The sequence below is a fragment of the Pseudomonas sp. PDM26 genome (assembly GCF_019219185.1).
In the GTDB taxonomy this organism is placed as follows: domain Bacteria; phylum Pseudomonadota; class Gammaproteobacteria; order Pseudomonadales; family Pseudomonadaceae; genus Aquipseudomonas.
The window spans coordinates 64,133-86,913 of record NZ_JAHUWC010000009.1; the positions used below are offsets into that span (position 1 = coordinate 64,133).

A 22,781-nucleotide genomic window follows, 5' to 3' on the forward strand; every position below is an offset into this window, starting at 1 on the left:
CGCTAAAAAATCAAGGTCAAAAGATCGCAGCCTGCGGCAGCTCCTACAGGAACTGCGTAGGTCTTAATACAGGCATTCCACGGCCATGGCCGTCGCTTCACCGCCACCGATACAAATCGCCGCGACGCCACGCTTCAAGCCTTTCTGGCGCAGGGCCGAAAGCAGGGTCACCAGAATCCGCGCACCGGACGCGCCGATCGGGTGACCGAGGGCGCAAGCACCGCCGTGCACGTTGAGTTTCTCGTGGGGGATTTCCAGATGAGTCATCGCGGCCATGCCGACCACGGCGAAGGCTTCGTTGACTTCCACCAGATCGACGTCATTGAGCGACCAGCCGGTTTTCTTCATCAACTTCTTGATCGCACCAATCGGTGCCACCGGGAACAGGCCCGGCGTATCGGCAAACGCCGCGTGACCATGAATCACCGCCAACGGTTTCAGCCCTTGTTTCTGTGCCTGGGACTGGCGCATCAGCACCAGCGCAGCGGCACCGTCGGAGATCGAACTGGAGTTGGCCGCGGTCACCGTACCGCCCTCGCGGAACGCCGGCTTCAACGAAGAAATCTTGTCCAGCCTGGCTTTTGGCGGCTGCTCGTCATTGCTGATCACCACCTGCTCTTTGCCGACCATCACGGTCAGCGGGACGATTTCGGCCTTGAAGCTGCCGTCCTTGATCGCCTGCTGCGCGCGAGTGGTCGAGGCAATGGCAAAGGCGTCCTGGGCTTCACGGCTGAAGCTGTTGGTTTCGGCGCATTCTTCGGCGAAGGTGCCCATCAGGCGGCCCTTGTCGTAGGCGTCTTCGAGGCCGTCGAGGAACATCGAGTCCTGCACCCGGCCATGGCCCATGCGGTAACCGGCACGAGCGCGGTCCAGCAGGTAGGGCGCGTTGGACATGCTTTCCATGCCACCGGCGACCACCACGTCGGCACTGCCCGCCACCAGCATGTCGTGGGCCAGAATCGCCGCTTCCATGCCCGAGCCGCACATCTTGTTCAGGGTGGTGCAGCGGGTCGATTTATCCAGCCCCGCGCCCAGCGCCGCCTGACGCGCAGGGGCCTGGCCAAGGCCGGCCGGCAGTACGCAGCCGAACAACACTTCGTCGACGGAATCAGTGGCGACCCCGGCGCGTTCAACCGCGGCCTTGATGGCCGCAGCGCCGAGTTGCGGCGCCGTCAGGCTTTTCAGATCACCCTGAAAACCGCCCATCGGGGTACGGACGGCGCTGACGATTACAATCGGATCGTTGGACATTGTCATGACAAATCCTCCTTACTTGGCGGCCATGCGCAAGGCACCGTCGAGACGGATCACCTCGCCATTGAGCATGCTGTTTTCAATGATATGCCTGACCAGCCCTGCGTACTCGGCCGGTTTGCCCAGGCGTGGCGGGAACGGCACACCGGCGGCCAGGGAATCGCGGACTTCCTGGGTCATGCCAGCCATCATCGGCGTTTCGAAGATGCCGGGGGCGATCGTCATCACGCGGATGCCGAAACGCGCCAGTTCCCGGGCAGCGGGTAAGGTCAGACTGACAATCGCGCCCTTGGACGCCGAGTAAGCCGCCTGGCCAATCTGGCCGTCGTAAGCTGCAGCCGACGCAGTGTTGATGATCACGCCGCGCTCGCCATCGGCATCCGCTTCGGTTTCGGCAATCGCCGCCGCTGCCAAACGCAGCATGTTGAAACTGCCGATCAGGTTGACGTTGATCACCTGGCTGAAACCGGCCAGCGCGTGCGGACCGTTCTTGCCGAGAATCTTCTCGCCACGCACGATGCCGGCGCAGTTGACCAGACCATTGAGGCCGCCAAAGGCCTTGACCGTCGCCTGCACCGCGGCTTCGGCCGCCGCTTCGTTGCTGATGTCCGCCACCACGCTGTGCGCGCCAAGGCGCTGGGCCTGGGCCGCAACGGCTTCGGCGTTCATGTCCACCAGCATCACTTTCGCGCCAGCGGCAACCAGCACCTCGGCGGTGGCGGCACCGAGGCCGGAAGCGCCACCGGTGACGATAAAAATCTTGTTCTCGATCTGCATCATTGTTTCCCTGGATTCAAGCTGGAACGTTCTTCGCCGCGGCCTCTTGAGCTTTGGCGATTTCCTGGTTGCGCAAGATAAAGCGCTGCAATTTGCCGCTTGGGGTTTTCGGCAATTCGCTGACAAATTCGATTTCGCGGGGGTACGAGTGTGCCGCCAGACGTTTGCGCACGTGCTGGCGCAGCTCTTCGGCGAGCGCAGGTTCAGCGCGGTATTGCGGGTTGAGCACGACGAAGGCCTTGACCAGTTCGGTGCGCTCCGGATCGGGTTTGCCGACCACGGCGGCCTCGACTACGACCGGGTGTTCGATCAGCGCACTCTCCACATCGAACGGACCGACCCGGTAGCCGGAGGTGGTGATCACGTCATCGCTGCGACCGACGAAGCTGATGCTGCCGTCCGGGTTCCACTCGACGGTGTCGCCACTGAGGTAATAGTTGCCGACAAAGGCCTTGGTCGGCCCGCCTTCGTAGCCGGCGAACCAGCACATCGGCGATTGGCTGCGGTCGATGGCCAGGATGCCCGGCTGGCCAACACCCAGTTCCTGGTATTGCTCATCCAGCACCACGATACGGTGGCCCGGTGAGGCAAATCCCGCGGCGCCCATGTGAATCGGATGTTCAAGGCCGTGGTGGTTGCACAGCACCATGCCCAGTTCGGTCTGGCCGTAATGGTCGTGGATGACCACGTCGAGGTTGTCGGCGAACCAACGGATCACTTCCGGATTCAGCGGCTCGCCGGCGCTGCTGACGATACGCAGCTTGCCCTTGATCGATCTGGCGAACTCATCGCCGCCGGCAATCAGCAAACGGTAGGCCGTCGGCGAACCAGTGAGGTTGGTGATCCCGTACTTGTTGATCACCCGGCAGGTGCTTTCGAGGGTGAACGGGCCATCGTAAAAAGTGATCGGATGCCCCATGGACATGGGTCCCGTGACACCGAAGTAAATGCCGTAGGCCCAACCCGGATCGGCGACGTTCCAGAACGCGTCTTCCGGGCGCAGATCCACCGCATCGCGGGTGTAGCTCTGGAACGCAACGATGGCCTTGAGCGGCACCGACAGTGCTTTCGACGGGCCGGTGGTGCCCGAGGTGAACATCAGCAGGAATGGATCTTCCCCGGTCAGCAGCACCGGTTCACAGTCAGCGGAGTAGTTGGCCAGTTCGGCCCAGAAACTGAAATCGCCGCGAACCAGGCCCTGCCCTTTGGGGCCGGTGACGGTCACCGTGGTTGGGCATTCGGCGACCTCGGCCAGTTTCGGCCGGTTCACCCCATCGGTGACCACCACTTTGGCGCCAGAGCAGCTCAGACGGTGCTCGATGGCTTTGGGACCGAACGCGGTAAACAGCGGTTGATACACCGCGCCGATGCGCCAGGCGGCGAACACGGTGATCAACAATTCGATATTGCGTGGCAACAGGCCAGCGACCTTGTCGCCTTTCTTCACGCCCTGGGCCAACAGGAAATTGGCAAAACGCGCGGCCTTGTCCTGCAATTCGGTGAAGGTGTAAGCCGCGCTGCTACCGTCGCGGCCTTCCCAGAACAGCGCGATGCGACCCGGCAAGGCATGCCGGTCACAGCATTCGATACAGGCGTTGAGGGCCGTCAGATCGCCTGCGAGTGCGGCATCGACCGTGTGCTGATAATTGAACTGAGAAGCAGCAGACAAGTAATCGCGCATTGCCAGAATCCCTCTGTGTTTTTTATTAGGTTGGGGGGAACCGTAATCAACAGGGAAATACTCGCTCTGCGCGGGGTGGCGGGCAATGGTCAAAGTTATCAAGTTGTCTGACTGTTTTGGCCAAAGCCCGCAGGGCATCAAGCGATGAAGCGCACCCCGGGTTTGACGCGCTCGTCCACGGTCAGCTCGAATACATCCGGGCGGGCATAGTGGCCAACCACGTCAAAGTCATAACGGGCGCGTACCAGGTCGTCGGTGTCGATTTGTGCGGTGAGAAGACCGGCGCTATCACGCAACGGTCCGGCGAGGATGTCGCCCATGGGACCGACGATCACGCTGCCGCCGGCGATCAACGGCCGATCCGCCGGCCAGTTGGCGATGTCCACACCCAGGGCCTGGGGCGATGCCTGGACCTGACAGGCACTGACCACGAAACAGCGCCCCTCGTGGGCAATGTGGCGCATGCTGACCTGCCACATCTCCCGTTCGTCCACGGTCGGCGCGCACCACACCTCCACGCCTTTGGCGTACATTGCCGTGCGCAGCAGCGGCATCATGTTTTCCCAGCACACCACCGCGCCGACGCGCCCGACCTGGCTGTCGATCACCGGCAAGGTCGAGCCATCGCCCTTGCCCCAGATCAGCCGTTCGGTGCCGGTGGGCATCAGCTTGCGGTGTTTGGCCACCAGCCCGGCCTGCGGATCAAAGTACAGCGCGGTGCAGTACAAGGTGCTGCCAGCGCGCTCGATCACGCCGATCACCAGATTGGCTCCAGTGCGCGCGGATAGCGCTGCCAGCGCTTCGGTTTCCGCGCCGGGCACGTCAATGGCATTGGCAAAATAGCGGGCAAAGGCTTCGCGACCTTCCGGCAGGCGATAGCCCAGTTGCGTGCCAAAGCCCTCTCCTTTGGGATAACCACCCAGTAGCGCTTCGGGCATCACCACCAACCCGGCGCCGGATTCGATGATCGCGTTTTCATAGGACAGGATCTGTTCCAGTGTTTGCGCCTTGCCACCGGGCAAGGCGCCGATTTGCAGGGCCGCAACGATTGATTTGGGCATCTCGAAAACTCCATTCGCATCAGGTGTTGCTCATTCTCCGGTGCCACGTGATCATCAATAAAGACCGATTCACTGCTGAATGATATGAGCCAAATGAATATCACCGACATCGACCTCAACCTGCTCAAAGTCTTCGAAGCGCTGCACGAAGAGTCCAGCGCCAGCCGTGCCGCCCTGCGCCTGGGCGTGACGCAATCGGCCGTCAGCGCGGCCTTGCGTCGGTTGCGCGAGGTGTATGGCGATCAGCTGTTCGTGCGCACCGGACGCGGCCTGGCCCCCTCGCTCAAGGCCAATCAGCTCAAACCGGTGGTCAGCGATGCCTTGAACAAGTGCCGGCAGAGCCTGGCGATGGTCGATCCGGCCGCGCAACAGTACGAAGGACGCTCGGTCACCGTAGGAATGTCGGATGATTTCGAAATTGCCTACGGCCGGCGTCTGATCGAGGAAATAGGCCGTAGCGCGCCGAAACTGCGGTTGATTTTTCGCCAGACCCACAGCCAGATCGTCGCCCAGGCGTTGCTGGAGCGCAGCATTGACCTGGCGATTACCGCGGGCGGGGTTGCCGAGCGACTGCTCAGCCGTCAGGTACTGGGGGAAGGTGATTATTTGTGCCTGGCGGACCCGTCGAGCCTGGTCCAGGGCCAGCAGAGCATCAGTCTTGAGGAGTTTGTGGCCCGCGAACACATTCTGGTGTCGTCCGGCGGTTTTATCGGGATTACCGATGAAGGATTGGCGGCGCTGGGGCTGAGTCGAAGGGTGTGCGCCTCGACCACGCATTTTGCCGCGTTGCCGCATTTGCTCAAAGGCAGCCAGGCCGTGGCGACCATTCCGGCCCATGCGGCGCAAAGCATCGCAACGCTCAGCGGACTGGCGCTGCTGCCCTGCCCCCTGGCCTTGCCGCGCTACCCGATCGAACTGGGTTGGCGGACCAGCACCCAGCTCGACCCGGTGGTGTTGAAAGTGCGCGAGGCGATCGTCGCGAGCTTTTCGTAGGAGCTGCCGCAGGCTGCGATCTTTTGATGTTTTCTTTTCGGCGACTGCAGCGCAACAAGCTCAAGCTCAAGATCAACAGATCGCAGCCTGCGGCAGCTCCTACTTGGCCGCCATCAGGCGATTGACTTCACTGCGCACCATGTTGGCGAACTCCGGTGGCGACATGCCGTCCAGCTCGGCGCGCACCCATTCGGCCCATTTGCCTTTGCGTTTGGCCCGCTCGCCGAACAACCGTGCGGCCTCACCCTTGGCTTTGCCCAGGTTGTTTTGCCAGAGTTCGAACAGACGGGATTTCTCGTCTTCAAGCGCAGCGCGCTCGGCGAGGGGTTTGTCGGCCAGATTGAAGCTCATGGGAATTTCCTGCTGCGTAAAATTGGCGACATCTTACACTGTAGGACGAAATGTCCTGCGCCGGTTTTTCAGCAAGATGGCCTGCCCGGGCAAAATAGCTGCCACCAGCGCGCGCGACCGGACCTTTGTAGGAGCGAGCTTGCTCGCGATGACATCAGCCTATTCAACAGAGATGTTGGCTGGACTGCAGCCATCGCGAGCAAGTCGGATCGCCGCACCGTCGCTCCTACAGGATCACTCCCCCGCCAGCTCCCGCAAGTTCACCAGCGTCTGCGCATCCAGCTCAATGCCATTGACCTGTGATTTGGCGCGTTGATGGTGACGCCGGTCACCGGGCAAACGCTTCAAGCCGACGCCGTGCATTTGCCGCACCAGTTCCTGGCTGCGCTCGGCAAAACTTTGCCCCACCGCTTTGCTCGGGTCGATCACGATAAGCAATTGGCCAGTCCAGGGCGTCTTGGCGCCAGGATGGTTGTTCCAGTCGAATTCGAAGGAAAAATTGCCGCCGGTCAGTGCCGCCGCGAGCAACTCGACCATCATCGACAATGCCGAGCCCTTGTGCCCGCCAAAAGGCAGCAACGCACCGCCCTCAAGAATCGCTTTCGGGTCTGTGGTCGGCTGGCCGAGGCTGTCCACGCCCATCCCTGCCGGCAAGCGTTTGCCCTCGCGTGCGGCAATCTGCACATCGCCATGGGCAATGGCACTGGTGGCCAGGTCGAAGACAATCGGTGCGCCATCGGCCCGCGGTGCAGCGAAGGCAATCGGGTTGGTACCGAACAGCGGCCGGTCGGCGCCGTGGGGCACCACGCAGGTCATGCTATTGACCACGCTCAAGGCCACGAGGCCTTCTTCGGCGAAGGGCTCGACATCCGGCCACAAGGCAGCGAAATGGTGCGAGTTACGGATTGCCAGCACCGCGATGCCGGCACTCCGGGCTTTCTGTACCAGCAACTCGCGTGCCGCCGCCAGGGCCGGTTGCGCAAAACCGTTAGCGGCATCGACCCGCACAAACCCTGAAGCCACATCTTCGACCACCGGAATGGCCTGGCCATTGACCCAGCCGCTTTGCAGCGTCGAAACATAACCCGGAATCCGGAATACCCCGTGACTGTGCGCGCCGTCGCGCTCGGCACCGGCGCAGTTTTGCGCAAGCACCCGGGCAACGTCGGCCGACGTGCCGTGACGCAGAAAAATCTTCTCGAGCAAAGCGCTGAGCGCTTCGAATGACAGGTGTGACGAGATCGCAGTAGAGGTGTGATCGTGTGGCGCAGACATCTGAAGCTCCAGACTGATTATTGGAGGGAACAACAGCGTACAAAGACCCGCCGATTAACAACGCGCGGCGAGCGACCTGTCAACCTTTCGCTCAGGGCCGATGGGGTATATCCGTGTCACGAATGCCCACGGCCCGTGCGTTATCTATTTACCGCCTGCATCGTCCCGCCGGCTTTTAGTCTCGAAACTCAATCCACAGGTGCCCTTGAATGGCACCTTGAACGAGACTCGACGATGCCTGCATCTTTAACTCCGCTGTTTTTCCCCGAGGCACTGTCGTTGCCCGGTCTCTGGAGAGAACTTGGCAAAGCCCACGGGCTGACGCAAAAGGACTTCGAATGGTTCAGCCATATCCAACTGGCGAGCCAGGCCCTGCGCAATGAGCAGACGCCGCCCATGCTGGCGAAAAAAATCCTGCTGAAAATACCGGGACTGGAAAATTTGGCGCTGGCCGGCAGTTTTTTGCTGACCGCGACACCCGATGACCACGGCGTGATTCTCTACACCCCATACGCCGGGATACAGAAGTTCACTGACCGTTCGGCCCTGACCGAGCAGCTGGTGAAACAACTCAAAGCGGCCGACGAAGACGATAATCTGCTGGCCTTCATGGCGCTGTCTCAACGCAAGGCCGTTGTGGACGCCGTGGCCATCGAACTGGACTTTCAAACCATCGAAGGCGAGGTGTTCGAGGACCAACGCAACACCCTCTCCACCCACCAACAACTCAATGACCAGGCCCTGCTCGCTGAGCTCAAAGCGTTGCCGTCCCTGACGTCGCTACTCGAAGCATTGCTCAGTGAACAGCTAGCTACAGCTTTTCCCGGTCTGGACCAGAGCCAGACCCAAGTGAATTTCTACCTGGCAACAACGCAAGAAAGCGCTGGAGAAAGCCATCCGACGCGACGCTGGGTCAACTCCCTGTCCCTGAGTGACGCGGTACTCCTGCACTATCGCCATCAGCGTTGGCCGTCCGGACAGTCCCATGAGTTTTCCCATCCGAAAAAAACCTCGGCAAAAACCGACCAGCCACTCTGGGAAGCTGCCGCCACCACGATCTCGCGCAAACTCGTCAGCCTGCTGGTCAGGCAGCTCGAAGGTTTCTGGGCTGCGGCGAGTGTCGATGGCGCATCGCGTCGCGCATTCTTCGGCCAGGCCATCTCCGCTCAGGCGCGAGTGCAACTGCTGCTCAAGCGCGAAGCCGGGATCATCACCCCGGAGCAAAGCCAGGATTTGCATGCGCTGGTCTCGACGGCCAGCCGGGCGAGCCAATCAATGACTATCGAAACCGTGCGCCTGTGGGAGCACCGGGCCAACTATGTCGAGTTGGCCGGCTCACTGATGGTCAGCGCCAGCGATGCGTTTCTCTACACACCCACCCGAGGCCTGCAGGTGCTCAAGGACTATCAGGACTTGTGCGATACGGTGCTGAGCAAGTTCAGCGCGGCCGGACACGAGGATGAGCTCTATGGCCTGCTGAGCCTGGACGAACGCCAGCGCTTCATCGGTTTTGACCGGCCGAATGTGGCCGGGGAAGTGATGTCCGGCGCGATCTTCCCCACGCTCTTCGACGCGATCGTCACCAAGCAACTGCAGAACATGGAATATGCCCTGCAGGTGTTCCGTCACAGTGACGGCAGCGTGAACATCCACGCCCTGTTCGACAAGGCGCTGGATATCCGCTCGATGATCAGCGAACGGTTGCTGACACTGGAGACCGACGGACGCTGGAGCACACGGCCCGTGTTAACCGGCGATCAGCATCCCTCCGCGGTGCTGGCGGATACCGCGGCAGCTTTCGCCAAGACCTTCAGCGACATCGAAACACTGATCAACGCAGATTTTGCGGCGCAACCGGTTGCTTCGCTGGCTTTGCAACGGGTTTATCTGGAAAGCATGAAAACCCGCCTGGCCCATGCGCTTTCCGTCGGCATCCGGGGCGAGGCCAGTCTGCGCAGGCTCAGCGCGACACTGCGGGATGCGGACCGGGCCATTGTCGAAACGGTATTCAACCCGGATCAGGCCGAACGGCAAAACCGCCGGTCCCTCAAGGGCTTCCGGCCCGACGCCTACTCATTGACCCTGGAATGCTCCGGTCAGAAGGATGTCCTGCCCCTGGCTCATTGTCTGCTCTTGACCGAGCGTGGCGGGCTCGACGCCTCGCATTCCGGCAGGTCGATCCTGTGGACACCCGCCGAGGGCCTGGAAGTCTTTGACACCATCACCCGTGCACGGCTGGAACTGAACCGCCGCCTGCTCGACCCACGACAACGCCTGGCGCTGCTGGACAACCTCACCCCCGCCCAGCGCGTCTTTCACCAACGTTACTCGCTGGGACCGCTGCGGCTGATTGAAGGATCTGTATTGGAGCGGGTCGCGCAATCGTCCATCGAACACTTTCTGGCTCGCAGCGAACACGTACGCACCTTCGACCTGAGCGAAACGAAGCAGAAAGAAGCCCAGAAAACCCTGACCACAACGGCCTTCAACGCCAACCTGCCAAGAGCCACCTCGATTGCCCGTGCGATCAGCCGGCAGCAGACCCTGCCCGCCTGGCTTGGCATGGCTCCACTGGAAGACCAGTGTCAGCACCTTGAGTTGCTGGAGCAATACCGCAACAGCGTTGATGAGGACAAAGACTATTTGCACGGGATCAAACCCCTCAAGTCGTATGTGCATGAGACGTTGACGTCATTGCTCGGCAGCCGCTTCCCTGCACAAACGCTGGACCCCGACAACATCGAAATCACCCCCGACCTGGCCCTGGTTGGCCCGGCAAGGAGCCTTACCGAGTTCGCCCTGAACCATGTCAACATCGCACAGGGCACCGGGTTCAAAGTCAGCTCGGCAACCCTTCAAGCCCTGCCCGTCGGGCTGGATCAGGCGGCTGTCCGTCAATTGTTGCTGTCATTGAACATCGCGCAAAACTACGCCAGACAGGTCACCGACAACTTGTCGAATCAAGCAGCTGACGTCGAAAACCGAATGCTGCGTTTCGTCAAGCAACTGCCCTGGCAACTGCTGCAACACGCCCACGAACTCAAGCTGCGGCAACGGCTGTCCGGTAGTGCTTTCGATTTGCTTCGCCAGGTACTGGACATGCCGGACGCCATCGCCCGGACTACCGTTGAGGGGGCACATGCGATTGTCCGGCCACTGGAACTGATCAAGACAACCGGCACCGCCGCCGTCAAAGCGCTTGGCCTTTACCTGATCGGCCCTGGCGGTGGCAACACAGGCCCACATATTCTCTATGCCCCCTACCATCCCGCAGGCTCACCGTTTGTAGAGTTTGAAAATGAGGCCAGCGTGGTCTCGGCGTTCAATACGCCGGGAGTCTTGCAGGAAATGTTGATACGTCGCCTGCCAGACCGTGAGCAGCCAGTGTTTCGCAACCTGTTCGAATCCACCATTGGCCAGTTGAGCGAAATGACTCTTGCGTCCACCCCCATCGGCGGCAACGTACTCACCCGTTTTTTCCATGACAACACCCAACTGCTGACACGATTGCTCGGCAGCCAGTCGCATGTTTCAGGCCAGTCGGACTGGGAGGCTGTCAAACACCTGTTCAGCTCCGCAATCAATCTCTTCTCGGGGCTGTTACCGGGCAAACTCGCGTATCTACAGTTTCTGTGGAATGCCTACAAGGACGCGCGAAACTCGGCCGAAGCCCTGCAGGACCATCACTGGACAACTGCATTGCTGGATTTTATTGCCGGTGCGGTGCAGATCGTGACGTTGGGCCGGTTATCGCTTGAAGGATGGGCCGACAGCGCCCAGGCAACCGGTGAAGCCATCGCTCAACCGGTTACCACCCCCGTGATTGCGCAACCCTGGTCGCAGATCCGTTCGACAGCACCGTTGCGTACACGACTGCAACCGTTCGAAACCACCGTCGAACTGAAGAACCTGACGAAAAACCGCACGGACGGCACCTATCTCGAAGCGGCCAGCCAGAAAACTTTCGCCGCCATTGCCGGCAAGGTGTACGGCGTGAACAAGACCGGAGCGGTGTGGCGAATGGTCAAAGGCCAGGAAGAAGGCCCCGTGTTACTGACGACGCCTGACAAGCAACTGGTGATCGACCCGGACACCCACACCGTCCACTTCGGCAAAGCCCTCTCGAAAATGCACAATCAGTTTGCTTATGCCCATGCTGCCGGGGATGTGCTGAACATCGAGGCCCGGGGGATGAAGGAAATCCGCGCAAAACATCCCGAAAAAGCCCGTATGATCGTGCAGGCCATCGACATGGCTCGCTATTACGCGTTCAACAGCCTGCACAACCTGGTGCAACTGCGCAAACTCGTCCCGGGCACACGGCTGGATACCTTCCTCAAACAGTTCTTTGATGTCGGGCAGGTCGACAATGCACTGATCGACAAAATCAAACAGGCTATCGTTCCCATCTGTAACGCGCTGGTCGACCCCGATGAAGACTGGATGAACTCGCAACGTTTTATCGTGGGTTCAAACCGGAACCCGAAGGACATCCTCGTCGCGTTTGTCCTGGACAAGGATAAACAGCGCCATGTGCATTTCACGGAACGATTCTTCGACCAACAACTGGACTGGTACAAATCCTGTTTGACACAACCCTTCGACGTCGACAGCCACAGCCAGGCCGCGACGTTGATACACGAGTTCGCTCACTTGTTTTCCGGGGCCGTGGACATTGCATACCTTGAGGCCAGGCGACCGTTCAGCGATCTGGTGGCATCGATCACCGCCTATGGCGCAGAAATGAAACAGTCCCAGCTGGACTTCCAGCGAGTAGCCTTGTCGATGGAAACACCCAAGGAAGAATTGTTCGCACGCTGGAACAGTGGGCTGCGAGCGTGGATCAGCCTGGATTCGATTCCGGATTCTTATCACGTCGGCAAGGCCATTCTGCGGCTGACGGGCAGCAAGACCATGGAGAAGGCACGGGAAGCTTTTTTGAACGGGCAGGATTCGAAGTTCCGAACCGACGTCATTTTGCACAATGCCGACTCCATCGCCTTTTTGATCTGCGAAATGGGCCGGCAATTGGACCCGGTGCCGCTCGCCACGACCACTGAAACCTGATCCCGACGTAATAACGCGCAGATCTGCAGATCTGCGCTGCACAGTGGTGTTTGTCTTGATCTTTTTTCCACGCGCCCTGTGGAGACTGCTACCCCGACAGCAGGTGTTCCAGAGGTGAGGCGTTGAAAAAAAACTACACATTGATGGTTAAATGCCATGACTGATGTTCTCGCAAACTTCCCCCCAAGGTTAGAATGCACGAAATCAGGATGAGCCAATGACCGACCACATGCTCTCGCAAGCTGAATACGACGCCATCACCGATGCCGCTGCGCATTGGTGCATGCGTTTGCACGCCAATGACTGCACCGAGCAAGAGCGCCAGGCGTTCGAGCAATGGCGTGATGCGCATCCGCTCCATGCCTTCGAGTACGAAGCGATGCTGCAGATCTGGGATGTCGCTGGCGACCTGCCCCGTCCCGAGCCCGTCGTACCTTTGGTTCGGACTCAACCGGTAAACCCGTGGCGGCGCCTGGGTATTGCCGCGGCGATATGCGCACTGGCACTGCCTTTGGCCGGTTATGGCGGCTGGCACCTGGGCTGGGTACCGAACGCGTACCAGCATTTCGAAGCGACTGACAATGTTCGCGCGGTCACCTTGAAGGACGGCAGCCAGGTGGAACTGAACCTGGGCAGCGAGCTGACCTACAGCAACTACAAGGATCAACGGCAAGTCACGCTGAAAAAAGGCGAAGCCTTCTTCAGTGTCAGCCATGACACCCGTCACCCGTTTGTGGTCAAGGCCGCCGAAGGCCGGATTCGCGTGACCGGTACCCAATTCAACGTCTGGATCTATGAAGACCAGGTCAAGGTCAATCTGATCGAAGGCTCGATACTGGTCAGCAGCAACGCCGACCAGCCCGGTGACGGCTTGCGCCTCGAGCCGGCGATGCAGGCCAGTTATCGCCACGGCGACTTCATTCCCCGCATCAGCCAGACCTATGACAATGACAGTTCTCTGGCCTGGCGCCAGGGCAAACTGGTACTCGACGATCTGGCACTGAGCGATGCACTGCCCTTGATCAATCGCTACCTGGACAAACCGTTGATGGTCGCGGACAACAGCACCGGCTCGATCCATATCGGCGGGATCTACAACATCAAGGAGATCCACGGCCTGGTGAAATCCTTGCCGCGGGTCCTGCCGGTCTACCTGACCCGTAACCAGAACGGCAATCTGGTGGTCAATGCGATTCCGCAAAAAACCCCGAAAAGCTGAAAAGGCCGCCACCCTTGCGGGGTGCGGCCTTCAGCGTTCATGCAATGCTCCACGACCTTACTGCGCAGTCACCTTTGCATCCTGCTGACGAATCGTCTGCACCTGATAGTTCGGATCGGACAGGATCTGTTGCTCGGTAAAGGGCAGCACGCTCCATTGCTTCCTGGAAAAGGCCTGCGTCTGGTCCCGTGAAAACTTCGAGGCCGGGTCGCTGGATAGCGAGAACGCGAGAAGCCCTTTGGCCTGTGGTCCGGTTTCGTCAAAGGTCACCACTTGCAGGTAACTGGTGCCGCTGACCACTTCGCGCTTGCCATCGCTGCGCGGCACGCTCTGGATGGCGTTATAGACGCCCAGCGTCCCCGGTCCGCCGTGGATTGGCGTCTGGTGCCCGCCGCTGCTGACCACCTGGATATCGCCCCAACGGCTGTCCGGCTTGAGACCTGACGCCTTGACCTGTTCAGCCGAAGCCAGCATCGCTGCCCGTAGCGCCTTCGCTACGTCCGGGTGATCGACCGCGAGTCCACGCGGAGTCTGTTGCGGGTCCTGAAGATCGAACGCCACGCGCCATACGTCCGGCACTTGTTCCAAAGACTCCATGACATTCTGGAAATGCACAAACCCCAGACCACTGTCGAGGTTGGCCTTGCGGTCCCATGCCTTGAGGCTGACGCACAGTGCCGTCAGCGTTTTTGCATCGGCACCCAGATCCGCCGCGCAGAACTGCAGCAGGTCCGGCATCACTTGATTCGCCTGATAAACCTGATCGTCCATGACCATGTGTTGTAAATCCGCCGCCCCGACCTGGGGCAACGTACTCAAACGCTCCAGGGCAAAACGTGATCGCAACCCCAATGGCTGGCCATCCTGGCTGATCAGCGGCGAATAGCCGGTCAGCGGTTGCACCGGGTTGACCATCCAGGCCGAATCGTTGGAGTGTTGGACAAAATCCTTGCGCAGCAATTGCGGCAACTTGTCCGCCGCATAGATACCCTGTTGTGGCGCCTGCGGGTCGATGTCCCAGGCACAGGCGCTGTTGGAACCGTCAAGGATGATCATCTGCAGGCCGATCCGCGGATCGCTGCACTGCGCCAGCTTGTCGACACTGACGTTGGGCACCACCGAGAGGTTCATGTACAGCGTCTGCCCCTGATCGTCCGCCGCCAGCGTGTTGACCCACGGTATGCCCTGGATCTTGTGCACCGCGGCCTGGAAATCCTTGAGGTTTTCGGCGCGGTTCATCGCGTACCACTGCTGCAGGACGCGGTCGTTATCCAGATTGGCGTCACGCAGGCTGTAGGCGTATTGATGATCCCAATCCAGTTTTCCCGGCCATTGCACCACCGGACCGAACTTCGAGCTGTAGACTTCATGGGAAATCGCCCGGACCTGCCCGTCCGCCTGCCTGACGTTGACGGTCAGGGTCTGCCTGTCCATCGGCAAGGACTGGCCCTCGAGCAGGTAACGAGTCGAATCCTTGGGATCCAGTTGCAGGCGGTACAGCGTGAAATGTCTGGACGAGTCCACGGTGTGGGTCCAGGCCAGATGTTGATTGAAACCGATGTTGATCACCGGCAGGCCGGGCAATGCCGCGCCCATCACGTCCAGCTTGCCGGGAATGGTCAGGTGCATCTGATAAAAACGCATGCCGCCCACCCACGGAAAGTGTGGATTGGCCAGCAGCATGCCACGACCGTTGAAAGAACGCTCGCTGCCGACCGCGACGGCGTTGCTGCCCCGGTCCAGGGCAAAGCGCTGCATGCGCGTGGCGGCCACCTGGAACGCCGGCTGCGCGTTTGCCGCCTGGGCCACGGCTTTGGGTGGCGTGGCACCGGCCAGGGCTTCGGCAAACTGGCCGACGCCACCTTCGACCAACAGGCGCCGGGTCAGCTTGACCAGATCCGAGGCGGTGATTTCCCGCACCCAATCGCCCTGGCACAGTTGCGGCAGACCCTGGGCACGACGTTCACTCAGGAAGCGGTTGTACCCCGCCACATAACCTTCAACCAACTCACGCACTGGCGGGTTTTGGGCATTCCAGAAACCGGCGACCGCCTGCGGGGTGTTCAGCCAGGTGAAAAATACATCGCTGACCAGGTTCTCACGCCCTTCGACGGTGAGCTGGTCCGGCCCGAAATACCGCGAACGTTCGCCGTTCACCGTGGTGATCTCGTTCGCCAGCAGGCACAGGTTGTCCTGGGCGTAGGCATAGCCGATGCCATAACCGAGCCCGCGCTCATTGTCGGCGCGGATGTGCGGCACGCCGAAACTGGTGCGGCGGATGTCCGCGCTCGCTTGCGCAGGCGTACCGCTCGCGCTCGCCGCAAGGCTCAACCCCAGAGTCACACCCGCCAGGCTCAACCTGGCTAACTGGCTGGAAATAATCACGCTCGCTCCTGATCGAAAAAACGATGGCTACAGCTGCGCATACCCACGCGCACCGTGCCTCCCTGTAGGGACGAAGCTCACATCAAAAATTTAGGTTCTTCACGGAATCCCGGAGGAACACATATAACGAAAATATCTGTAGGAGCTGCCGAAGGTTCGGGCCGCGTTCGGACGATCTTTTGATCTTGATCTTCAGCAATCTCCAGATCGCAAAAGCAAGATCAAAAGATCGCAGCCTCCGGCAGCTCCTACAGGGGAACGCGTGCACCACCCAACAAGAGGTCGAGCGTTAGCTCGCCTCGCGGTGCTGTTGCGGTGCACGCCGCCTCGAGAGGCCGAGTGCAGGTTCTGCGCAGTGGGCAACCCGGCATGGATGCCGGGTTAGCCGCGCACGGCCATGGATGGCCGATCGCGGCGGGCCCACGGAGCAGGACCGGAGCGAGGGCATGCCGAGCCTGGGCGAGGCACCGAACGTCAGGGGCAAGAGCCCTTGGTTACTTGGGGCTCTTCCAAGTGACCCGCCGTCAGGGCGGAACCCTAAGTGGCCGTTACCGCAGCAATGAATATGTACACCAGGAAGAAAATGGTCGGCCGTCAGGTCGCCATCGCTGGCAAGTCGGATCGCCGCACCGCAGCTCCTACAGGTATCGGTATTCCCCGGGATTGCGTGAAGAACCAAAATTTAGGGTTTTACCGCGCATCGGCGCGTGGACTGACAGGTTGATCACACGGTGGCGACAAATTTTCTACATTCGAGCCTTCATGATTTGCACTGCTCATGCGTCTAGTCTTGCAAGAGCGCCCACTTTTTCCTGATCAGGCTCTGAAAAGGAGTTTTGCAATGTACAACTCGCAACTGCCAACGGACGGTAGCAATGCGCCAAAGGGTGCTTCCATGGGAGTCGGCGTATTCGAGCCGCATACCGATCGCCACCGCAACGAGCGGATCAGGATCCTGCTCAAAAGCTTTGGCCTGCGCACCAGCCTGATCCGCCTGAAAGTCATCGATGCCCTGCTGACGGCCGCCGAAAACGACCGCAGCCTGGGTGTGCGTGGTGTGCACAGCCAATTGCTGGAGCTGGATATTCCGTTGTCCTTTCTCAGCGTGCGTGAAGTGCTCAAGCGCTTGTGCAGCGAAGGCGTGATTGTCCTCAATCCCGACAAAAGCTACAGCCTGCATCCCCAGGCTGCTGCCATTCTGCGCAACCAATGATCGAATGATCAGGGCTTGACCTTGCGGCGCATCACGCCATTGACGACCACCACGATCACCGCCACGCCTATGGCGATGTACTGGAACATTTTTTCACTGATGACGCCGGTGTTCTGCAACCAGGAAAGGCCAAACATGATCCCCAGCACCACCAGGGAGATCAGAATCGAGTATTTCAAACGTTGCGACTGAGTCATTGCAGGTTCCTGAATCTGAAAATGTATCCGGTTTGTATCGATACGCATGCCAAGTGCCTACCCTGTTTCGGGGATAAACAACTACGAGCGGGGGTCTCATGTTACAGCCGATGAAGAGTTTTGGCTTCATAACGGCGATAACCATGAGGACTTTCACATGTTGCGACGAATCACATTGCTGATGCCTCTGCTGGCCATCCTGACCTTGAGCGGTTGCATTGTTTACCCCTACGGGGGCTGGCACCACCATCACCACTACGACCATCGCGGACCGGGTTACTACCAACATCGTTAACAGCTATTCAACGTCCTGAATCCTTTCGATAGAAGTCATTGCCGGGCTGGGCACACAACTCAACCAGCCAATCGACAAACACACGCACACGCCGGGATAACTGGCGGTGCGGCGGATAAAGCGCCGTCATCGGCATGCCCGGTGGCGGCACTTCCCCAAGCACTTCACGCAATCGTCCCTCCTGCAGTTGCCGGGCGACGTGATAGTACGGCGTCTGCACCAGGCCATATCCGGCCTCGCACGCTGCCAGATAACCATCGGCACTGTTGACCGCCACCTGCTTGGGCAGATCGACCGACTGCACCTGGCCATCCACGACAAACTCCAGCCCATAGCGTTTTGCGTTGCTGGAGATGTACTCGACCATCCGGTGTCCGTCCAGGTCGTCCAGGCTATGGGGCGTTCCGTGCCGCTGCAGGTAGTCCGGACTGGCACAGGTCACCTGATCCATCATCACCAGCGGCCGTGCCACCAGCGAATCGTCCAGCGGCGAGCCTCCACGCAACACGCAATCGACACCTTCGCGAATCAGGTCCACCGGCCGGTCATTCAAACCTATTTCCAGCTCGATCAAGGGATAGCGGGCCGTGAATTGCGGCAGCGCCGGAATCACCACCAGACGCCCCACTCCCGCCGGCATGTCCACCCGCAACAAGCCCTTGGGATTGTGGCGCGCCGCGCTGAACACCGCTTCGGTCTCTTCAAGATCCGCCAGCAAGCGCACGCAACGCGGGTAATAGGCCGCACCGTCGAGCGTCAGGCTGATCTGCCGCGTGGTGCGTTGCAGCAGTTGCACCCCCAGATGTGCCTCCAGTTGCTTGATCAGGATAGTCACCGAGGCCCGGGGCAATTGCAGGCTGTCGGCGGCCCTGGAAAAGCCACCGAGTTCGACGATTCGGGTAAAGACGCGCATGGCGTTGAAACGGTCCATTGCTGGCTCCACCGGCAGATTGTTTAGATTTAACGAATAGTGATAGCCGTTTTAGCCGGTTTATCTTGTTTCTGTCGAGGCGAACAATAGCGACTCACTTCACAGGGAGCTGATTTCATGCACACACGTCAATTGGGAAAAAACGGTCCGCAGGTGTCGGCCATCGGCCTGGGCTGCATGGGCATGACTGACTTCTACACCACCGGCACGGACACCCGCGAAGCCACGGCCACCCTGCATCGCGCGCTGGAACTGGGCGTCAACCTGCTCGATACCGCCGATATGTACGGCCCACACACCAATGAAGAACTGATTGGCAAGGCCATTGCCGGCAAGCGCGATCAGGTGTTCCTGGCCAGCAAGTTCGGGATCGTCCGCGACCCGGCCAACCCCACCACCCGGGGCGTCAACGGTCGGCCGGAATACATTCGCCAGTCCATCGATGGCAGCTTGAAACGCCTCGGCGTGGACACTCTGGACCTGTATTACCAGCACCGAATCGACCCACAGGTGGCTATCGAGGAAACCGTCGGCGCCATGGCCGAACTGGTCAGTGCCGGCAAGGTGCGTTACCTGGGATTGAGCGAGGCATCGGTGGCGACCCTGGAACGGGCACACAAGGTTCATCCGATCAGTGCGTTGCAAAGTGAATATTCATTGTGGAGCCGTGACCAGGAGGAAAACGGTTGCCTGGCGGCCTGCCAGCGCCTTGGCGTCGCCTTTGTGCCTTATAGCCCGTTGGGCCGAGGCTTTCTGACCGGCGCTTTGAAAAGTCCGGATGATTTCGCGGCGGATGACTACCGCCGCTTCAGCCCGCGTTTCCAGGGCGAAAACTTCGCGAAAAACCTGCTACTGGTGCAACAGGTACAGGCGCTGGCGGCAGAGAAAGGCGTGACGGCCGGCCAACTGGCGCTGGCGTGGGTGCTGGCCCAGGGTGATTACCTGATTCCGATTCCGGGCACCAAGCAACGTAAATATCTGGAAGAAAACGTGGCTGCTCTGGAGGTGACGCTGAACGCCGAAGAACTGCACGCGCTGGAAGCGATCTTTCCGGCGAATGCCACCGCGGGCCTGCGTTATCCGGAAGAGGTCATGAAACTGCTCGACCGGTAAGGGTCGCCGGCCCGCTCAATGAACCGGGCGGGCCGGGCAACACGGCGTCAGGCCTCTTCCGAGAGAACACTGCCGGGCCTCACCATGGGGCCGTTGTTCTTGCCGTAAGTTTCCAGGTTTTGCAGCACGTAGATCGCTTTTTTGAACTCGGGAATCAGGTAGTTGGCGTACTTGTTACCCTTCAGATTGTTGTTCTGGATGTTCTCCAGTTGCGTGGCGAAATATTCCAGCGCATTGAACTTCGCGTCAGGGTCCTTGATACCAAACCGGTCGAACTTGTCACCGGCATTGCTCAGCGTGACCGCCGTCACATCACTGATCAGGCCACGCTCTTTCAGAAAGACACTGAGACTGCCCATGGATTTGACCGAAATATCAGTGGGATCAAAACCCTTCATCTGCTTGCGCAATTTCATCTTGTCCATCTTGACTGTATCCAGTTCGACTGGATTGTTGCCCACCAGGTCAAGCATCTGCCTGACCTTGACGCTCTGGGGAACAGGCTTTGATCTGCTGGCGGTATCTCGAACCAACAAGCCCGCTTTCGCAGTCCAGGCGCCGGTATAACCGATAGTCATTGAAAACTCCTTGCTTGACCAAGTTAGGAGGTCAGAAGTATCGGCCGGAGCACTTGAGGCCACCAAACTTTAATTCGGAGCTTTAACAATTCTCGTACAATTCAGATACATGTTGTAAAACTTATTGTTTATTAGATATTCGCACTTTGAAGAATGGCCCTTCAGACTTTTCCTACATGGCGACTAGTTGGTTTTTATCAACACCGATACTTACCCTCGGCATTTCAACCTGACGATTTTGTAATGTGCTCCTCATCTGCCTGACAGCGATGATCTACCATCATCTAACAGCGGTTTTTTGTAGCAATTAGAAATACTCCTTGAATGCCCGACCAGTAAAAATGGTCAAAATGCGTTTTTTTCGCCCGTTAGCCGAGACGAATCCCATGCGAAACCCTCTGCGTCTGATCGCCCTGAGCGCCCTGTTCATGTCCTCCCTGGCCCAGGCCGCCGACCTCATCCCGATCGAGGTTCATCGCGACGCCAACTGTGGCTGCTGCAAAAAATGGATCACTCATCTGGAGGCCAATGGCTTCAAGGTCGAAGACCACGTCGAAGCCAACATGAGTGAGTTCAAGCAACAGCACGGTGTGCCGCCACGCCTGGCGTCGTGCCACACCGCGTTGATCAACGGCAAGTTCGTCGAAGGTCATGTCCCGGCCGACCAGGTCCTCGCCTTGAGCAAGCGTGATGATCTGTTGGGCGTCGCCGCCCCCGGCATGCCCATGGGGTCGCCCGGCATGGAAATGGACGGCATGAGTGATGCCTATCAGGTCATTGGCCTGAAAAAGGATGGCACTGACGTGGTGGTTGCGGATTACCCCGCCCATTGATGTCCGGCGCATACCTCGGGCTGTTTTTCGCGGCATTCGGTGCCGCCACGCTGCTGCCGTTGCAATCCGAAGCCGTGCTGGTGGGTCTGTTGCTCAGCGATCGGTATTGGCTCTGGGCACTGCTGGCAGTGGCAACGTTCGGCAACGTTCTGGGGTCGCTGCTTAACTGGTGGCTGGGGCGCGGGATCGAGCGGTTCCGCGACCGGCGCTGGTTTCCGGTAGGCCCCCGACACCTGGAAAAAGCCCGGCGGCATTACCAACGCTACGGCCACTGGTCATTGCTGCTCAGCTGGCTGCCGGTGATCGGCGATCCGCTGACGCTGGTCGCCGGGGTCATGCGCGAACCGCTGGGGCGCTTCCTGCTGATCGTCACCCTGGCCAAAGGCGCCCGCTACGGCGTGCTGGTCATGGCGACCCTGGGCTGGATGGGGTGAACCACCAAGAGCGGCGATTGCCTGAGTTTAATATCGCCCTAATCGAGCCGATCCAGCATCGGCGGCTTTTATATGGAGCTCTCCCATGTCGCGTCCCCTCATCCGCTGGTTACCCAGCCTGTTGCTGACCGCCGGCCTGCCCGCCATAGCCCACGCCGAAGGACCGGCATACGGCCCCCAACTGCAAGGTTTCGACTACCCCTACACCCTCAAGCACTTCGCCTTCGAATCCCAGGGCCAATCCCTGCAAATGGGTTACATGGACGTCGCCGCCCACGGCAAGGCCAATGGTCGCAGCGTGGTGTTGATGCACGGCAAGAACTTCTGCGGCGCCACTTGGGACACCTCGATCAAAGCCCTCAGCGACGCCGGCTATCGGGTCATCGCCCCGGACCAGATCGGTTTCTGCACCTCCAGCAAACCGGCGCACTATCAGTACAGCTTCCAGCAACTGGCGACGAATACCCAACAATTGCTCAAGACGCTGGGCATCCAGAAAGCCACCCTGCTGGGGCACTCCACCGGCGGCATGCTCGCCACCCGCTATGCTTTGCTATACCCCGAACAGGTCGAGCAACTGGCGCTGGTCAACCCCATTGGCCTGGAAGACTGGAAAGCCCTCGGTGTGCCCTATCGCACCGTTGACCAATGGTACGAACGCGAACTCAAACTCAGCGCCGACGGGATCCGCACCTACGAGCGCAACACCTATTACGGCGGCCGCTGGAAGCCGGAATTCGATCGCTGGGTAGACATGCTCGCCGGCCTGAACAAAGGTCCGGGGCATACGCAAGTCGCGTGGAACTCGGCGCTGATCTACGACATGATCTTCACCCAACCGGTGTACTACGAATTCAAGGACCTGAAAGTACCGACCCTGCTGTTGATCGGAACGTCCGACACCACCGCCATCGGCAGTGACATCGCCTCCCCCGAAGTCAAGGCGAAGCTCGGGCACTACGAGGTCCTCGGCAAACAGGTGGCCAAGCTGATTCCCCAGTCCACGCTGGTCGAATTCCCTGGCATGGGCCACGCGCCACAGATGGAAGAACCGGGAGAGTTCCACCAGGCCCTGCTCGCCTGGCTGAACAAGACCAACCCCGTGCGTTGAAGAGGAAAGGCTG

Annotated in this window: 20 protein-coding genes; 10 read left to right on the top strand and 10 right to left on the bottom strand. The window is 59.8% G+C overall.

From position 1 onward, the window contains the following. Positions 1 to 63 precede the first annotated feature (63 nt). From KW849_RS18185 to KW849_RS18200, 4 genes are all read right to left on the bottom strand, one after another. Positions 64 to 1,257, bottom strand: a complete 1,194-nt coding sequence (locus tag KW849_RS18185; RefSeq protein ID WP_218430681.1) for an acetyl-CoA C-acyltransferase — start codon at positions 1,255 to 1,257, stop codon at positions 64 to 66. Positions 1,258 to 1,269: 12 nt separating this feature from the next. Next, positions 1,270 to 2,031 carry an SDR family NAD(P)-dependent oxidoreductase gene (locus tag KW849_RS18190; RefSeq protein WP_108217477.1) on the bottom strand — a complete coding sequence of 254 codons (762 nt, stop codon included), beginning with the start codon at positions 2,029 to 2,031 and terminating at the stop codon, positions 1,270 to 1,272. Between the two features lie 16 nt (positions 2,032 to 2,047). Continuing rightward, positions 2,048 to 3,712 carry an AMP-binding protein gene (locus KW849_RS18195; protein WP_218430682.1) on the bottom strand — a complete coding sequence of 555 codons (1,665 nt, stop codon included), beginning with the start codon at positions 3,710 to 3,712 and terminating at the stop codon, positions 2,048 to 2,050. Positions 3,713 to 3,849: 137 nt separating this feature from the next. Then, complete coding sequence (locus KW849_RS18200) at positions 3,850 to 4,773, bottom strand: carbon-nitrogen hydrolase family protein (RefSeq protein WP_218430683.1); 924 nt, start codon at positions 4,771 to 4,773, stop codon at positions 3,850 to 3,852. Positions 4,774 to 4,857: 84 nt separating this feature from the next. On the opposite strand from KW849_RS18200, the gene KW849_RS18205 reads away from it, so the two are divergent. Continuing rightward, positions 4,858 to 5,766, top strand: coding sequence for a LysR family transcriptional regulator (locus tag KW849_RS18205; RefSeq protein WP_218430684.1), 909 nt, complete (start codon positions 4,858 to 4,860; stop codon positions 5,764 to 5,766). 99 nt (positions 5,767 to 5,865) lie between these two features. Here the strand turns inward: KW849_RS18205 and KW849_RS18210 are convergent, their stop codons facing one another. Continuing rightward, positions 5,866 to 6,117 (bottom strand): hypothetical protein, encoded by a 252-nt coding sequence (locus KW849_RS18210; RefSeq protein ID WP_007983592.1) that lies wholly within the window; start codon positions 6,115 to 6,117, stop codon positions 5,866 to 5,868. 234 nt (positions 6,118 to 6,351) lie between these two features. Next, entirely contained in the window at positions 6,352 to 7,392 is a 1,041-nt protein-coding gene (locus KW849_RS18215; RefSeq protein ID WP_218430685.1) for an Ldh family oxidoreductase, read from the bottom strand. A gap of 234 nt (positions 7,393 to 7,626) precedes the next feature. Between KW849_RS18215 and KW849_RS18220 the strand changes: the two genes are divergently transcribed. Both KW849_RS18220 and KW849_RS18225 read left to right on the top strand, forming a co-directional pair. Then, positions 7,627 to 12,459, top strand: a complete 4,833-nt coding sequence (locus KW849_RS18220) for a dermonecrotic toxin domain-containing protein (RefSeq protein WP_218430686.1) — start codon at positions 7,627 to 7,629, stop codon at positions 12,457 to 12,459. A gap of 217 nt (positions 12,460 to 12,676) precedes the next feature. Continuing rightward, complete coding sequence (locus KW849_RS18225) at positions 12,677 to 13,678, top strand: FecR family protein (RefSeq protein WP_218430687.1); 1,002 nt, start codon at positions 12,677 to 12,679, stop codon at positions 13,676 to 13,678. 57 nt (positions 13,679 to 13,735) lie between these two features. Here the strand turns inward: KW849_RS18225 and KW849_RS18230 are convergent, their stop codons facing one another. Then, the gene (locus KW849_RS18230) at positions 13,736 to 16,063 is read right to left on the bottom strand and encodes an acylase (RefSeq protein WP_218430688.1); all 2,328 of its coding nucleotides are present in this window, start codon (positions 16,061 to 16,063) and stop codon (positions 13,736 to 13,738) included. Positions 16,064 to 16,604: 541 nt separating this feature from the next. Here KW849_RS18230 and KW849_RS18235 point away from each other — a divergent pair. Further along, the gene (locus KW849_RS18235; protein ID WP_218430689.1) at positions 16,605 to 16,787 is read left to right on the top strand and encodes a hypothetical protein; all 183 of its coding nucleotides are present in this window, start codon (positions 16,605 to 16,607) and stop codon (positions 16,785 to 16,787) included. Positions 16,788 to 16,904: 117 nt separating this feature from the next. Further along, entirely contained in the window at positions 16,905 to 17,276 is a 372-nt protein-coding gene (locus KW849_RS18240; protein ID WP_218430690.1) for a fe2+ zn2+ uptake regulation protein, read from the top strand. Between the two features lie 8 nt (positions 17,277 to 17,284). On the opposite strand, the gene KW849_RS18245 is transcribed toward KW849_RS18240, so the two are convergent. Then, complete coding sequence (locus KW849_RS18245) at positions 17,285 to 17,473, bottom strand: hypothetical protein (RefSeq protein ID WP_007983579.1); 189 nt, start codon at positions 17,471 to 17,473, stop codon at positions 17,285 to 17,287. A gap of 157 nt (positions 17,474 to 17,630) precedes the next feature. Here KW849_RS18245 and KW849_RS18250 point away from each other — a divergent pair, with 157 nt between their 5' ends. Further along, positions 17,631 to 17,768: a hypothetical protein gene (locus KW849_RS18250; protein ID WP_178086788.1), complete on the top strand. Its 138-nt coding sequence runs from the start codon at positions 17,631 to 17,633 to the stop codon at positions 17,766 to 17,768. A 7-nt stretch (positions 17,769 to 17,775) separates the two neighbouring features. Here the strand turns inward: KW849_RS18250 and KW849_RS18255 are convergent, their stop codons facing one another. Continuing rightward, a complete protein-coding gene (locus tag KW849_RS18255) occupies positions 17,776 to 18,699 on the bottom strand; it encodes a LysR family transcriptional regulator (RefSeq protein ID WP_218430691.1) in 924 nt (307 codons plus the stop codon). Between the two features lie 117 nt (positions 18,700 to 18,816). On the opposite strand from KW849_RS18255, the gene KW849_RS18260 reads away from it, so the two are divergent. Further along, positions 18,817 to 19,812 carry an aldo/keto reductase gene (locus KW849_RS18260; protein WP_218430692.1) on the top strand — a complete coding sequence of 332 codons (996 nt, stop codon included), beginning with the start codon at positions 18,817 to 18,819 and terminating at the stop codon, positions 19,810 to 19,812. Positions 19,813 to 19,859: 47 nt separating this feature from the next. On the opposite strand, the gene KW849_RS18265 is transcribed toward KW849_RS18260, so the two are convergent. Then, positions 19,860 to 20,390 carry a hypothetical protein gene (locus KW849_RS18265; protein ID WP_218430693.1) on the bottom strand — a complete coding sequence of 177 codons (531 nt, stop codon included), beginning with the start codon at positions 20,388 to 20,390 and terminating at the stop codon, positions 19,860 to 19,862. A gap of 386 nt (positions 20,391 to 20,776) precedes the next feature. Here KW849_RS18265 and KW849_RS18270 point away from each other — a divergent pair, with 386 nt between their 5' ends. The 3 genes from KW849_RS18270 to KW849_RS18280 all read left to right on the top strand — a co-directional run bounded on the left by KW849_RS18270 (position 20,777) and on the right by KW849_RS18280 (position 22,768). Beyond that, on the top strand, positions 20,777 to 21,223 hold the full coding sequence (locus KW849_RS18270) for a DUF411 domain-containing protein (protein ID WP_150753558.1): 447 nt from the start codon (positions 20,777 to 20,779) through the stop codon (positions 21,221 to 21,223). After that, entirely contained in the window at positions 21,223 to 21,657 is a 435-nt protein-coding gene (locus tag KW849_RS18275; RefSeq protein ID WP_218430694.1) for a YqaA family protein, read from the top strand. Before KW849_RS18270 ends, KW849_RS18275 begins: the two co-directional genes overlap by 1 nt. A gap of 85 nt (positions 21,658 to 21,742) precedes the next feature. Next, complete coding sequence (locus KW849_RS18280) at positions 21,743 to 22,768, top strand: alpha/beta fold hydrolase (protein WP_218430695.1); 1,026 nt, start codon at positions 21,743 to 21,745, stop codon at positions 22,766 to 22,768. Positions 22,769 to 22,781 lie beyond the last annotated feature (13 nt).